Origin of the sequence: Flavihumibacter stibioxidans (genome assembly GCF_014332695.1) — a bacterium.
GTDB classification, from domain to species: domain Bacteria; phylum Bacteroidota; class Bacteroidia; order Chitinophagales; family Chitinophagaceae; genus Flavihumibacter; species Flavihumibacter stibioxidans.
This window is the reverse complement of sequence record NZ_MBUA01000023.1, coordinates 231502-246475: the sequence shown is the minus strand read 5'-3', so window position 1 is coordinate 246475 and position 14974 is coordinate 231502. Positions and strand designations below refer to the sequence as shown.

9 protein-coding genes are annotated in these 14974 nt (G+C 48.8%); 5 read left to right on the top strand and 4 right to left on the bottom strand.

Annotated features, from left to right (window positions below; genetic code table 11):
• The 4 genes from BC349_RS12405 to ligA form a co-directional block, all read right to left on the bottom strand.
• Nucleotides 1–666, bottom strand: a complete 666-nt coding sequence (locus BC349_RS12405) for a DUF2461 domain-containing protein (protein WP_187257084.1) — start codon at nucleotides 664–666, stop codon at nucleotides 1–3.
• Between the two features lie 37 nt (nucleotides 667–703).
• Nucleotides 704–2542: a UbiD family decarboxylase gene (locus tag BC349_RS12400; protein ID WP_187257083.1), complete on the bottom strand. Its 1839-nt coding sequence runs from the start codon at nucleotides 2540–2542 to the stop codon at nucleotides 704–706.
• A 215-nt stretch (nucleotides 2543–2757) separates the two neighbouring features.
• Nucleotides 2758–3324, bottom strand: coding sequence for an NUMOD4 domain-containing protein (locus BC349_RS12395; protein WP_187257082.1), 567 nt, complete (start codon nucleotides 3322–3324; stop codon nucleotides 2758–2760).
• A 54-nt stretch (nucleotides 3325–3378) separates the two neighbouring features.
• A complete protein-coding gene (ligA, locus tag BC349_RS12390; protein ID WP_187257081.1) occupies nucleotides 3379–5469 on the bottom strand; it encodes an NAD-dependent DNA ligase LigA in 2091 nt (696 codons plus the stop codon).
• A 164-nt stretch (nucleotides 5470–5633) separates the two neighbouring features.
• On the opposite strand from ligA, the gene BC349_RS12385 reads away from it, so the two are divergent.
• From BC349_RS12385 to BC349_RS12365, 5 genes are all read left to right on the top strand, one after another.
• Nucleotides 5634–8567: an alpha-amylase family glycosyl hydrolase gene (locus BC349_RS12385; RefSeq protein WP_187257080.1), complete on the top strand. Its 2934-nt coding sequence runs from the start codon at nucleotides 5634–5636 to the stop codon at nucleotides 8565–8567.
• A gap of 10 nt (nucleotides 8568–8577) precedes the next feature.
• On the top strand, nucleotides 8578–9282 hold the full coding sequence (locus tag BC349_RS12380) for an NUDIX hydrolase (protein ID WP_187257079.1): 705 nt from the start codon (nucleotides 8578–8580) through the stop codon (nucleotides 9280–9282).
• A gap of 238 nt (nucleotides 9283–9520) precedes the next feature.
• Entirely contained in the window at nucleotides 9521–12484 is a 2964-nt protein-coding gene (locus tag BC349_RS12375) for a SusC/RagA family TonB-linked outer membrane protein (RefSeq protein WP_187257078.1), read from the top strand.
• Between the two features lie 18 nt (nucleotides 12485–12502).
• A complete protein-coding gene (locus BC349_RS12370; protein ID WP_187257077.1) occupies nucleotides 12503–14101 on the top strand; it encodes a RagB/SusD family nutrient uptake outer membrane protein in 1599 nt (532 codons plus the stop codon).
• Nucleotides 14102–14128: 27 nt separating this feature from the next.
• Nucleotides 14129–14953, top strand: a complete 825-nt coding sequence (locus tag BC349_RS12365) for a SusE domain-containing protein (RefSeq protein ID WP_187257076.1) — start codon at nucleotides 14129–14131, stop codon at nucleotides 14951–14953.
• Nucleotides 14954–14974 lie beyond the last annotated feature (21 nt).

The following is a 14974-nucleotide window of genomic DNA, read 5'->3' as shown; positions in this document are numbered from 1 at the left end:
TTAATCGAAACTCCTGTTAATAAACTCAATCATCGGTTGCAGGGTTATAAATGAATCAGTAATTGTTTTGACCAGTTTCTTTTCCGTAAGGGTTTCATCGGGAAGGGATGTGCCGGCTACATAGCTTTTGAACATAAGGTAGCCGGCCACTGGTGAATCTTTGTCGAAACCCTGCGGCACCCGGCTTAATTTCATTCCGTCGCCTTCCATTAAGGGGCCGAATACTGTTTTGAATTTCCTGCTTTCAACGATGGACTTGAATTCATCCGGATTGTATTCTATTTCCTGGCGTACTTTTCTGAGCTCAGGCGGCATGGGCATATAGATTCCCCCACCGGCGAAACTGTCGCCCGGCTCAATATGGATATAGTAACCTGCTTTCACGGATTTTTTTCCGCCGGCGTTGATGCTGGCGCCGAAATTGGTCTTGTAGGGGGATTTGTCCTTGCTGAAGCGGACATCGCGGTTGATCCGGAACATGCACTCCTTTGCCTTCAGTCCACCCAGGGAAAGGTCATATTTCGCATATGCATCAATGACAGCCTGTACCAGGGCTTCAAAGTCCTTTTTTGCTGCTTCGTATTTAGACCGGTTTTCATCAAACCAGGGTTTATTGTTGTTCTTTTTCAGCCCCCTTAAAAAGCTGATGGTTGAAGACTGTAACATAACAATATCTTGTATAAATTATAATTTCATTCACCATTCACCATTGACCATAGAGGCTTCCCCCTTTGGCAAACAGTCTGTCCACTTTCTTTTCCACCGCAGGGTCTGTTTCCACCGGCGGTGCGTGATGCGGTTTTATCCGGGCATCGATCAGCACCGGTCCTCTACAACCCCAATGTTTATGCGAAATAAAACTTTCGATACCATGAATATCATGGGAAGGATTGCTGCGGGTAAATGTTACCCACAGAAAATTCCTGAGACTGGCAGCTGTGAATGCCGCGTCATCACACCAAACCAGCATGGGAAGACCCTTCAGGTCATCCAATTTGTTTTTTAGCTGTTCATTCAGGCGATCCAGCTCCGCCAGGGTGGTGTTTTCATCGCGATATTTTCCTGTCTGTATGGCGGCTATACCGGGCATGATTAACCGAATATCTTCCACTCCCTGCAATCCGGTTATTGCATTGGGCAATTCGGTGCAAAGATCACGGATCACCTCGCCATAGGCAGCGAAAACCACTTTGCTTCCGGTATTCAGTCCCGTGCCCGAATAATCGAGTGTGTCAATGGTGGTATTGGTATGGAAATGGATATCGCGGTCAAGGTGTATCCTGCGCAATACAAACTCCAGGTATTCCTGAACATGGTGCGTATTAAGCCTGCCTTCGTCATCGGCAGCAATAAATAAAAATTTCGCGAGGCTGAGCTGCCCCGTTCCCAATACATGGTTGGCAATGGTAATCAGTTCCGCCGGTTGTCTGGATGGCATATAGGGTGTGTAGCGCTCACTTCCTACAGCCAGTAGCAGTGGGTGAACACCCGCAGCATCTACGGCATGTACTTCTTTGAGTCCGGGTACTTCCTGCGGGATGGCTGCCCCGGTCATTTCATGTATCAACTGGCCGAAACTGGTATCTTCCTGGGGTGGTCTTCCCACCACTGTAAAGGGCCAGATGGCATTTTTTCTTGCATATACTTTGTGTACCCGCATCAATGGAAAAGGATGGGTAAGGCTGTAATAACCAAGGTGGTCTCCGAATGGACCCTCGGGTTTGTTTTCACCCGGATAAACTTCTCCCGTGATCACAAAATCGGCCTCGGTGCTGATGCAGAACCCGTCTTCATAACTGTACCTGAAGCGTCTTCCGCCGAGCACGCCGGCAAATGTCATCTCACTGATGCCTTCGGGTAAAGGCATCACCGCAGATACGGTATGGGAGGGAGGTCCACCCACAAACACGCTTACTTTCAGTGGCAGTCCCTTTTTATTGGCCTTGGTTTGGTGTATCCCGATGCCCCGGTGCAGTTGGTAATGCAGACCGATCTCCGCATCCTGCCTGTAATCGTTGCCAGATAACTGGATGCGGTACATGCCGAGGTTGGCCTTCATGATGCCGGGTTGATCAATATCTTCGGTATAGACCTGCGGCAGGGTCACAAATGCGCCGCCATCCATGGGCCAGTGATGGATCTGGGGAATGTCCGAGATCCTGATCTCCTGGTGTAATACAGGCTTATTAAAAGGATTTTTCAGCGGCAACGCCTTGATGGCTGCCAGGCCGGCACCGGCATTTTTAAATGGACTCTTAATGGCTTTTACCGGGTCGTTTTTCAGTTCGATCAATTGCTGTACTGAAGCCAGTGTATCCCTGAAGATGAACCTGCTTCTTTCCAGTGTACCGAATATATTGGATGCTGCCCTGAAGCGGCTGCCTTTCACCTTCTCAAAGAGCAGGGCGGGTCCTCCTGCTTCATAGGCCCGTAAATGGATGGCCGCCATTTCAAGATAGGGGTCTACTTCTTCTTTGATCCTGACCAGTTGCCCGTTTTTTTCGAGATCAATCAAACATTCTTCCAGCGAGGTATATGCCATGTATTCGTTTTGCGTGGTAAAGGTAAAACAGTTTACCAGCAAGAATGTTTGGGTAATGAAAAAGGCGTCTGACGTGCGAGATTTTAGGCGTCTGACGTTTAGAGATTTTAGGCGTCTGACGTTTAGAATTAATGAATTCACGGATCTCAAACGTCAGACGCCATACCCCAACGTCAGACGCCATACCCCAACGTAAGACGCCTAAATTCAATTTCCTATACTTTGACTTTACCCCAGTTCTCGCCGCTCTTGATGCGGTACATGGTCATTTCACTGACTCCGTACTTTTCAGCCAGCTGGCGGATGGTTAATGTACGTTTTTTACTGCCCAGGGTCTTTTTGATTGATTTCACCTGTGTGGCATTCAACTTCAGACCGGTAGCCCTGTTGGCCTGCACTTTTTTGTAGGCAACCTTGGCGGGACTTCCCTGCTGGTGCTCTATCATTTCCTCAAGGGTGGCCCATTTCAGGTTTTTAACTGAATTGTCGGTCTTGTTGTGATTGATATGAATCACATACCTGTGCTTGTTCGAAGGTTTCTTCAGAAACAGACGGGCAATCTCACGGTGTATGTACAAAGTACCGTTATTCCCCGGCCTGTGCAGGTTCAGGGTCTTATAACCCGTTGTTAGAGATCCGTTCAGCAACTTGCCATCTTCATTGACAGACTCTGAATAGCTGGCAACACGGCCACTGGATGACAATGCATATTGTTTGCGAAGATGTTTCCATCCCGGAAATTGTAGTGGCTTCCAAACTTCGCCTGATAATGATTTAATCATCGTTCCCTGTTTTTCTAAAGTTACGAAAAGATATTCGACAAAAACATTATGCGTTTATTCATTACCGATCAATTTTAAAAAATCTTCCTCACTGATAATATGGATCTGGGGTATCTTCTTCGCTTTTTCCAGTTTTGAACCCGCGTCTTCGCCTACAACCAGGTAATTCAGCTTGCTGCTCACACCTCCCAGAATCTTTCCCCCACGCGCCTCCACCATCTCCTCCGCCTCACTCCGTTTTAATCGGTTAAGCGTTCCCGTGAACAGGAAGGTTTGCCCTCCCAGAGAGCCGCCAGACAGCTTTTCCTTCTTTTCGCTTTTCAGGTTCAGTCCCAGTTCTTCCAGCTCCGCCAGCAGTTTCAGGTTGGATTCGTTCCTGAAAAACTGGTGAATACTGGTAGCTACTTTTATGCCCACATCTTCCAGTTGCTGCAGTTCCTCAAGGTCCAGTTTTGCCAGGTCCATCAGGTGGTCCACAGACTGGGCCAGGGTTTTGGCGGTAGTCTCACCCACATACCGGATCCCTAGGGCAAAAATCAGCCTGTGAAGCGGCTGCCCGAGTGATTTTTCAATGGCACCAGACAAGTTGGTGATGGATTTCTCCCCAAAACCTTCCAGCCCCCGGATCTTGTCAAAAGGCAGCCGGTAAATCGACGGAATATCTGTCAGGAAGCCCATTTCATAGAATTTACGCACATTGGCTTCCCCGAAACTCCTGATATCCATCGCATCCTTGGATACAAAGTGGATGATCCGCTCAACTACCTGGGCCGGACAGTCAATATTCACGCAACGCCAGACGGCTTCCCCTTCCTCGCGGAATAGTTTCGAATGGCACTGCGGACATTTATGCGGGAAATGGATCGGGTGTTCATCGCCGTTACGCAATTCGGGAAGCGATTTCACAATGTAGGGAATCACATCTCCTGCACGCTCCACCAGCACCATATCACCAATCATCAGGTCCTTTTCACGGATCACATCCTCATTGAAAAGCGAAATGGAACTTACCATCACACCACCGATATGAACCGGATCAATTTTGGCCACGGGTGTAATGGCGCCGGTGCGGCCCACCTGGAATTCCACCGCGCGCAAACGGCTGGTCGCCTGCCTTGCCTTGAATTTGTAGGCAATGGCCCAGCGCGGGTGGTGTGTGGTCATGCCCAGTTTATCCTGCAATTCAATCCTGTTCACCTTTATCACCATCCCGTCAATTTCATAGGGAAGGTCATCGCGCCCTGCCTCAAACTCATGACACCATCTGATCACTCCTTCAATCCCCTTAAATATTTTTATTTCCTTCTCCGGACTCCTGAAACCCAGATCCCACAACATTTTCAAGCTCCCGGTATGAGTCATAAGAGCCTGGTTCGTATGTCCCCGGCCGATATGATAACTGACATGGTAAAGAAATGCTTCCAGGTTGCGGCGGCGTACTTCCTCCGGGTCCTTGAGGCGAAGCGACCCCGATGCTGCATTGCGGGGATTGGCCAGCGGCGGCAGGTTCTGATCCGCCAGTTTATCATTAAAGGCCTTGAAATGTTTTTTGGTCAGCAGCACTTCCCCGCGGATCTCAATCTGCTGGATGCCATAGTCTGAAAACTTTGCGGACAGCGGTACAGAGCGGATCTGGCGGATATTGGTCGTGATATCATCCCCCTGCACACCATCTCCCCTGGTTGCCCCGCGCACCAGCAGGTCATCTTCATAGATCAGCGAAATACTTGCCCCGTCAAATTTTGGTTCCACGCTGTACTCCACTTCCTGCACACCGGAGCCCTCCCTTACCCGTCGATCCCAGTCCACCAGGTCTTCGGCATTATAGGAATTGTCCAGTGACAACATCGGCACCAGGTGTGATACGGTCGGAAAAGCTGCCGTCAGCCCACTGGCTACCCGCTGTGTGGGACTGTCTGGCGTAATGAGGGCCGGGTCTGCCTTCTCGATCCGCTCCAATGCCTTGTACAATTGGTCGTACTCATAATCCGCAATCAGCGGTTCATCGAGGATATAATACCGGTATTCATGAAAACGCAATACTTCCCGCAGTTTTTCAATTTCGGAAGCCGGGATATCCGGCTGTAATTTCACAAAGTGCTGCGTATCTTTCTGTAATTCCCTGGTCTGTTCAGCTGTATACATAAGGTTGTTTTGGGAACCGGCAGTCTTGCGGTCCGGGTGTAAAAATAAAGCATGTGGCAATGCCGGAACAGGCACCTTATAAATTGCATTCAAATGCCGCTAAAATGCCGGCTTACCCGTATACAGGAGCAGTCCCGACAACAAAATTTGTACAAATGCATTTAATGTGTATTTTTAACACATTATTGCCTGCTGCCATGAAAAAAAATTTCTTCCTGCTGCTTCTTATTTTGGTGTGCCTGAATGTTTCTGCACAACTGATTACAGTTAGTCCTGCTTTTCCAAAGGAAGGGGACCAGGTCACCATCCTGTTCGACGCTGCCAAAGGCAATAAGGGTCTGCAAAACTATACGGGCGATGTGTATATCCATACCGGTGTGATCACGGATAAAAGCACCGGTCCGGGCGATTGGAAATATGTTCCCATGACATGGAACAGCAATACGCCCGCTTATAAGCTGACAGCGCTGGGCAATAATAAATTTGAGTACAGGATTACCAATCTCCGGACCTTCTACAATGTTCCTGCCGGCGAAACCATCAAAAAGATCGCGATGGTCTTCCGCAGCTACAATCCATCCGGAAACGCATTGGAAGGAAAGGCCTCTGACCTGGGGGTTGACCAGGGGAATATTTACTGGGAGATTTATCCCGCCAATGCCAATGCGATCCGTTTCACCTCGCCTGAGTTTGAACCGCGTTATACGCCTTTCCTGCTTCCGTTAACGGCAGGAGTGGGCAGCAATATCAGCCTGGAAGCCGTCTCGGCCAAAAATGCCAGTCTCACGCTAAAGCTGAACGGGACCACTGTACAGACCGCTGCCAATGCCGGAAGTATTGCCGGAACCGCTACCATTACGGCTACTGGTGAAAATGTTTTTGTTGCCAGTTCCAATGATGGCGCCACCACGGTGGGAGACAGTTTCAAAGTATATATCGCACCGCCTGTTACGGTCTCCCCATTGCCGGCAGGGGTGAAAGAAGGCATCAATTATGAGAACGACGGAACGGCCGCCACCCTTGTATTGTATGCGCCGGGGAAAGCCCGGGTCAACCTGATTGGCGATTTTAATAACTGGACAGAAACCACGGCTTACCAGATGAATAAAACGGCCGATGGAAAATATTTCTGGCTTCGGATCACGGGATTGACAGCGGGTACCGAATATGCCTACCAGTACCTGGTGGATGGCAGCCTGCGCATCGGCGACCCCTATTGCGAGAAAGTACTGGATCCCTGGAATGACCAGTATATTGATGCTTCCACCTATCCTAACCTCAAGGCCTACCCGACGGGTAAAACAAGTGGCGTGGTGAGTGTATTGCAGACAAAGCAGGAAGCCTACAACTGGCAGGTGACAAATTTCCAGCGACCCGACCAGAAAAAACTGGTTATTTATGAAGTGTTGTTGCGTGATTTCCTTGAAAAGCATGACTGGAAAACACTGAAGGATTCCATCGGGTATTTCAAATCCCTTGGCGTAAATGCCCTGCACCTCATGCCTTTCAACGAGTTTGAAGGAAACCTGAGCTGGGGTTACAATCCCTCCTACTATTTCGCTGCAGATAAATTTTATGGCCCGAAAAACACACTGAAAGCGTTTATTGATGAGTGTCATAAGAACGGGATTGCAGTCATTATGGATATGGTGCTGAACCATTCTTTCGGACTGTCGCCCATGGTGCAGTTATATTTTGATGGTGCGGGCGGCAAGCCGGCAGCCAATAATCCCTGGTTCAATCCCGTTGCCCGACATGCATTCAATGTGGGCTATGACATGAATCATGAAAGTGCCGACACCAAGAGGTTTTTCAGCAATGTCTGCGCGTTCTGGCTGCAGGAATACAAACTGGACGGCTTCCGCTTTGATTTGTCGAAGGGATTCACCCAGAAAAAAACCTGCGATGACAATGGCGGCAATTGTGATGTGAATGCATGGTCGGCATATGATGCCAGCCGGGTGGCCATCTGGAAAGCCTATTATGACAGCCTGCAGCTGAAATCGCCGGGTTCTTATGTGATCCTGGAACACCTGGGTGTAAACAATGAGGAAATCGAACTGGCCGACTACGGTATGATGCTATGGGGCAACATGAATTACAATTTCACGGAAGCGGCAAAAGGGCAGGTCAGCAATTCCAATTTCAGCGGAGCCCTGCATACTGTACGCAACTGGAACAAACCCCACCTGATCAGTTATATGGAAAGCCATGATGAAGAACGTTCCATGGTGAAATGCAAAAATGAAGGAGCGTCAAACGGCGGTTACAATATCCGCGATGAGGCTACGGCCCTGCAAAGGAATGAAATGGCAGCTGCGTTTTTGCTAGCCATGCCCGGACCCAAGCTGATCTGGCAATTTGGCGAGCTGGGGTATGATTACAGCATCAATTATTGCGGAAATGGTACGATCAACAACAGTTGCCGCACCGACCAGAAACCCATTAAGTGGGATTACTACACGAATGCCAGCCGCGTGAAGCTGCGCAATGTGTACAAGGCAATGCTGGAACTGCGTAAAAATGAATATTACGACGACCTGTTTGCCGGCGCAACGGTGGATCATGACCTGACCGGCGCCATGAAGTGGTTCCGTCTTACCAGCGACAGTTCCAAACTGGTTGTGGTAGGAAATTTCGGGACCAGCCTGTCAACCATGCAGGTAAGCTTCCCCTCGGCCGGCATCTGGTTTGACCTGATAAGCGGCGAACCCATTGGGGCTACCGGTGGCGCGCAAACGATAACTTTGCCTGCCGGCGGATACAGGGTTTACCTGAACCGCAACCTGAACGGCACCCCGCCAACACCTGTCAGGGATATTGAAGTCAGCGATGTGTACCGGCTGCGGGTGAATCCCAACCCTGTCAATTCGGGCTCGGTGATCCGGTATGAATTGCCGGAAGCCGGCGCGGTGCATTTTACCCTGATGGATATCAACGGCAGGATAATCGATGAAATGCCGCAGGGGAACAGGGGCAGGGGAGCGCACCAGGCAAGATTGAGGCCCGGTGTGGCGGAAAGCCTGCAGAAAGGGATTTTCCTCCTGCAGTTACAGGTAAATGGAAAAAGAAAGATAATAAAACTGATGGTTCAGTAAATTGCCGGATATGAAGCACATTTCGAGGTTCAGCCACCTGGGTGAATTAAGTGACAAGGATTATTTCAGGATTGCCCTCTCCGTAGACTGTGTGATTTTTGGTTTTGAAGATGGTGAGTTGAAAGTACTGGTAATCAAGTGTAATATCAAGGAATATAAGGGAAAATGGTCCCTGCTGGGAGATCTTGTGCGCCCTGATGAAGACCTTGATTCAGCGTCTTACCGCATCCTGAAAGAGCGTACCGGCCTCGATGATGTGTACCTGGAACAGGTGCATACTTTTGGTAAAGTGAACCGCCACCCTGCAGGAAGGGTAATTACCACTACCTATTTTTCGCTGGTGAATATCAAGGATTACCAGCTCAAGCTTAATGATAATGAATTACACTGGCACCCGGTTAACGATATCAAAGAGATGGCCTTTGATCACTTTGAGATCCTGACCACCTGCTTGGAAAGGCTGCGTGAGATCGTGGAGGATCACCCGGTAGTGTTCAATCTTCTCCCCAGGAAATTCTCCCTCCGCGAACTGCAGAGCCTGTATGAAGCCATCCTGAACATCAAGCTGGACAGGCGGAATTTCCGGAAAAAATTCTTCATGATGGACTGGCTCATAGATCTCAATGAATATGAGGAAGATGTGCCGCACCGCCCCGGTAAACTGTACAAATTCAACCAGGCCAAATTCGGAAAAAAGGCAAAAAAAGTCAGCTAGAGCAGCATATCTGATCGTCCGGCTGTCTTGATAGGTTGAGATTTTGTACAACCATCCCCGCACCCTTTCACCTGCCGCTTAAACACCCGAACGACCACCAAAAAAAGTTTACAGATTATTAACAACATTATAAAAAACTAGCTAAGTTTGTGTACTTTTTACACATCATTAATATGTAAAAAGTACACATAACAGGACAGGAAACGATTCTTCTATTATAAACGCTCAATTTTTGATTATGTCCTTGAAACGTCTGCTTACGATTGCCTTGCCGTTATTGTTCATGACAATAATGCAGCAGGGCGTTTATGCACAAACCAGAAACATTTCGGGAAAAATTACAGACAGCAGAGATGGGAACCCGCTCATCGGGGCTTCTGTAATTATTAAAGGCACGAATGCTGGTGTGCAAACCGGAACGGATGGAACCTTCTCCATTACCGTTCCTGCTTCCGCTAAAACACTGGTAATTTCCTCTGTGGGATATGCCGGGAAGGAAATTGCCATCACAGAAAGCGATACCTACAACATCACGCTGGTGAACGACAATGCAGCACTGGGAGAAGTGGTAGTGGTGGCTTATGGAACAAGAAGGAAATCAGACCTTACCGGCTCTGTTACAGCGATTGGTCCAAAAGAATTTCAGAAAGGTGTGCAAAACTCACCCGAGCAGTTGCTGCAGGGTAAGGTTGCTGGTCTGCAGGTTACCACAGGTGGTGGTGCAGCCGGCGGCGGCAGTAAGATCCGCGTACGAAGCGGGGCTTCCCTGAATGCCAACAATGACCCGTTGATCGTGATCGACGGGGTACCAACTGATGGCGGTGGTGTTGCTGGTTCCAACAATATCCTGAACACCATCAACCCGAATGACATTGAAAGCATGAGCGTACTGAAAGATGCGTCCGCTACGGCTTTGTATGGTTCAAGGGCATCCAATGGTGTAATTATCATCACCACTAAAAAAGGCAGCAGCGGAAAGCCGAAATTCAATTTCAGCACCATGCTGTCTGTTGGCCAGGTGACTGACCAGGTAGATGTGTTAAGTGCTGATGAACTCCGCACTCTGGTGAAGGCACAGGGTACAGAAAGTTATATTAAACTGCTGGGCACAGCCAATACCAATTGGCAGGACGAGATATACCAGAATGCTACAGGCTTTGACAACAACTTCAGTGTTAGTGGTTCTGTGAAGAAAATACCCTATCGTTTTTCTGTGGGTTACCTGAACCAGGAAGGTGTGCTGAAAACAAATGAGTTCGATCGTTTCTCCACCTCGCTGAACCTGAGTCCCAAGTTCTTCGACAACCACCTTTCCCTGAACATCGCGGCCCGCACCGCCAATACTGCCAACAACTTCGCAGACGAAGGCGCTATTGGTGCCGCAGTTACTTTCGATCCTACCAAGCCTGTTTATTCCAACAATAAGTTTGGTAATTATTTCGAGTGGCTGCAGGTAGACCAGAACCCGATTGACCTGGCTACCAGGAACCCGGTTGGTTTGCTCGGACTGCGCAGCAATACTTCCAATGTGTTCCGCTTCATCGGAAACGTTCAGGCTGATTACAAACTGCATTTCTTCCCCGACCTGCATGTGCTGGTAAACCTGGGTGTTGAATACAGTGACGGACAGGGTAATGATAATATCAACCAGTTGTCTGCCACCAACTACAAGACCAAGGGTCGCTTCACGCATTATGAGCAGTGGAAGCGCAACCAGCTGGCAGATGTGTCGCTGTTCTATTCAAAGGAACTGGATGCCATCAACAGCAAGTTTGATGTGCTGGTCGGTCATAGCTACCAGGACTTCCTGTCTCACAATAATAATTTCGCGTCTTATGGCCAGGATGGTAAAATCATTCCGGGTACCACACCGAATTTCAAATTCGATGAACCAAGGTACCGGCTGGAATCTTACCTGGGACGCATCAACTACACCCTTGCCGGTAAGTACCTGCTGACTGCCTCCATCAGGAGAGACGCCAGCTCCAAGTTCTCACCGGACAATCGCATCGGTTATTTCCCTGCAGTGGCGCTGGCATGGCGCATAAACCAGGATTTCTTTGCCAACAGCAATGTGGTGAATGACCTGAAACTGCGTGCGAGTTGGGGTATCACCGGTCAGCAGGATATCGGTGACTATTATGGATACCTGCCCAGGTATTCAAGAAGTACGCCTACCGCGCAATACATGTTCGGTAATGTGTTCTATAGTTACCTGCGCCCTGCCGGTTATGATCCCAATATCAAATGGGAGACCACCACCACCAATAACATTGGCCTCGATTTCGGGTTCTTCAATAACCGTTTGTCTGGTTCCGTTGACTTCTATATGAAGAAAACAGAAGACCTGCTCAGCCAGGTTCCAGTTGCCCCCGGTTCGAACTTTGTGAACCTGCTTACCACCAATGTGGGTAATATTGAAAACAGGGGTGTTGAATTTGTGCTTAATACCGTGCCGGTTCGTACCAAGGATCTTACCTGGGACCTGGGCTTTAACGTTACTTACCAGAAATCGGAAATCACCAACCTGCTGAAGCAGGAGGATCCGAATTTCACCGGAATAGATGTGGGTGGAATCAGTGGCGGTACCGGTAATACCATCCAGAAACATGTGGTGGGTTATCGCCCTTATACCTTCTTTGTTTACAAGCAGGTATATGATCCGGAAACCGGATTGCCGATTGAAGGTTTGTATGAAGACCAGAACCGCGATGGTAAAATTGATGCGGCCGACCGCTCCCTGTATAAACAGTATGCGCCTGATTTCCTCTTCGGTTTCAGCACTTCGGTTTCTTACAGGAAGTTTTCAGTTGGACTGGCTGCACATGGTATGGCCGGAAACTATGCCTACAGCAACGTTAACTCCGAGCGTGCATCCTTCCGCAATATCCAGAACCCGATCAATTTTATCCAGAATACTACCACCAACTATTTTGATACGAAGTTTTATAACAACCAGTACCTGTCGGACTATTACGTGCAGAACGCATCATTCCTCAGGCTGGATAATATAAACCTGGGTTATACGGTTGGCAAGATCCTCGATAACAGGGCCAACCTCCGCTTGTCGGCCAGCGTTCAGAACGTGTTCGTGATCACCAAGTACAAGGGACTGGATCCTGAATTATCGAACGAGGGTATTGATAATACTATTTATCCCCGCCCCCGGATTTTCTCCATTGGTGCGAACATTGACTTTTAATCCACAAATGATTGCAGTATGAAAAATATAATTAAAAAACTCTCAATAGTTGCAGTGGCTGCGGTGGTGGTAGCATCCTGTTCCAAGAAACTGGATCTCTTCCCAACCAATGACCTCACGCCCGAAACAGTATATTCCACAGCCGAGGGGTATAAGAGCGTATTGGCCAAGATTTATGGCAATATGGCTACTACCGGTAACCAGGGACCTGCCGGACAATCCGATATCCAGGGCCTTGACGAAGGATCCCAGTCTCCTTTTATCCGCGGATTTTTCAATGCGCAGGAACTGCCCACCGATGAGGCCATCGTTTCCTGGAATGACCAGACCATCCATGATTTTCATGCCCTGCGCTGGAACAGTGATGACCCGTTCCTGAGGGGTATGTATGCCAGGCCGGTGTATAATATCACCATTGCGAATGAGTACTTACGTGAATCTACAGCCGAAAAAGTTTCAGGCCGTGGCATTACCGGCGCTGCAGCTGAGGAAATTGCCCGTACCAGGGCGGAAGTGCGCTTCCTTCGTGCGTTCAATTACTGGGTAATGATGGACCTGTTTGGTTACTCTACTTTTATTACGGAAGAGAATAAGATTGGTACAGACCTGCCGGTTGAAATCAAACGCGGTGACCTCTTTATTTATATTGAAAAGGAGTTGCAGGAAATCGATACGGAACTGGCCGCTGCCCGTTCGCAGGAATATGGCCGGGTTGACCAGGGAGCTGCCTGGGCCCTGCTGGCCAGGATGTACCTGAATGCTAAAATCTATACCGGAACAGAGAGATATGCCGACGCGCTGACCTATGCCAAGAAGGTGATCGATGCGGGGTATGATCTGCATCCCGATTATCGCCAGGTGTTTATGGCCGATAATGAAAAAGCTGCCAATGAATTCATGTATGTGATCAATTGTGATGGCCTGAAAACACAGAGTTATGGCAATACTACCTTCTTTGTGCATGCAGCTGCAGGTGATGATCACAATGATTATGGAGTGGGTGGTGGCTGGTATGGTTATCGCACAACAAAGGCATTTGTGAACCTGTTTGCTGATAAAACCGGCGCTACAGACAGGCGTGCGATGTTCACCAACCTGAATAATGCTGATATTACCAATGTGAGTGAGTTCAGCCAGGGTGTGCATGTACGTAAGTACATCAATATCCGTTCAGACGGTCAGCCAACCAATGATGTGAACCGTGATTTTGCCGATGTTGATTTCCCGGTTTTCCGTCTGTCTGAGATGTTCCTGATCTATGCGGAAGCCCATCTGCAGGGTGGTGGTGGCGATATTACCACCGCACTGGGCTATATGAACAGAATCCGTTTCCGTGCCTATGGTCAGAGCTATGGTCCGAATGATGTGGGCAGGCTGAACGCTTCTGACCTTACGCTGCAGACCATCCTTGATGAAAGAGGAAGGGAACTGTATTGGGAAGGTCACCGCAGGACAGACCTGATCCGCTATGGAATGCTCACTACAGGTGCATACCTCTGGCCCTGGAAGGGAGGGGTTTCTTCCGGAACCGCAGTGGACAGTAAATATAACCTGTTCCCCATCCCGGCTGCCAACAGAACAGCCAACCCGAACCTGAGTCAGAATACCGGATTCTAATTGCTAACCATCAAAATCATTTCAGATATGAAATTGTTAACCCGGATTATGTTCTTACTTGCTGCCACGACCGCTATCTGGTCATGCAAGAAGGATGAGAACAAAATATATTACGAGGGCGGTACCGCACCTGTCCTGGCAGCATCCACGGCAGCGCCTGTGCTGGATTTTATCAATGCTGATAAGGAGGCGCTAAAATTCAGCTGGACCAACCCCAATTATCAATTCACCACAGGCATCAGTTCCCAGGATGTGAACTATGTGCTGGAGATAGATACGGTGGGTTCGAATTTTACCAATCCCAATAAAGCTTCTGTTGCCATCAGCAAGGACCTCAGCAAAACCTTCAAAGTGTCGGAATTGAATGATCTCCTGTTGAATACACTGGTGCTTTTGCCTAAAATTGAACACAATATCGAAGCGCGTATAAAATCTACCCTGGGTAGCTCCGCTGCTCTGTTATATTCCAACACGCTCCAGATGAAGGTGACGCCTTATGCGATTCCCCCCAAGGTTACTCCTCCGGCCACCGGCACACTGTTTATTGTGGGCAGCGCCACACCCGGCGGATGGACCAACCCCGTTCCGGTACCAACACAGCAGTTTACCCAGCTGAGTGAAACTTTGTATGAACTCACCCTCAACCTGGTAGGAGGAGGCGCCTATCTGCTGATTCCGAAAAACGGTGAATGGGCCAAATATAATGTACCTGATGATACTGTACCCGGACTGGCAAACGGTGGTGATTTCAACCGCGAGCAGGCCAAGGACATACCTGGCCCGGCAGCTGCAGGCACCTATAAAATCACAGTCGATTTCCAGCGTGGAAAATTCACCGTGGTAAAACAGTAATCCATCCAACTTAAAAGCATT

Bases quoted from the DNA above. Each gene is read 5' to 3' on its own strand.
- BC349_RS12375 (WP_187257078.1), top strand. From the start codon at position 9,521: ATGTCCTTGAAACGTCTGCTTACGATTGCCTTGCCGTTATTGTTCATG.
- BC349_RS12380 (WP_187257079.1), top strand. From the start codon at position 8,578: ATGAAGCACATTTCGAGGTTCAGCCACCTGGGTGAATTAAGTGACAAG.
- BC349_RS12400 (WP_187257083.1), bottom strand. From the start codon at position 2,542: ATGGCATATACCTCGCTGGAAGAATGTTTGATTGATCTCGAAAAAAAC.
- BC349_RS12395 (WP_187257082.1), bottom strand. From the start codon at position 3,324: ATGATTAAATCATTATCAGGCGAAGTTTGGAAGCCACTACAATTTCCG.
- BC349_RS12385 (WP_187257080.1), top strand. From the start codon at position 5,634: ATGTGTATTTTTAACACATTATTGCCTGCTGCCATGAAAAAAAATTTC.
- BC349_RS12365 (WP_187257076.1), top strand. From the start codon at position 14,129: ATGAAATTGTTAACCCGGATTATGTTCTTACTTGCTGCCACGACCGCT.
- BC349_RS12405 (WP_187257084.1), bottom strand. From the start codon at position 666: ATGTTACAGTCTTCAACCATCAGCTTTTTAAGGGGGCTGAAAAAGAAC.
- ligA (WP_187257081.1), bottom strand. From the start codon at position 5,469: ATGTATACAGCTGAACAGACCAGGGAATTACAGAAAGATACGCAGCAC.
- BC349_RS12370 (WP_187257077.1), top strand. From the start codon at position 12,503: ATGAAAAATATAATTAAAAAACTCTCAATAGTTGCAGTGGCTGCGGTG.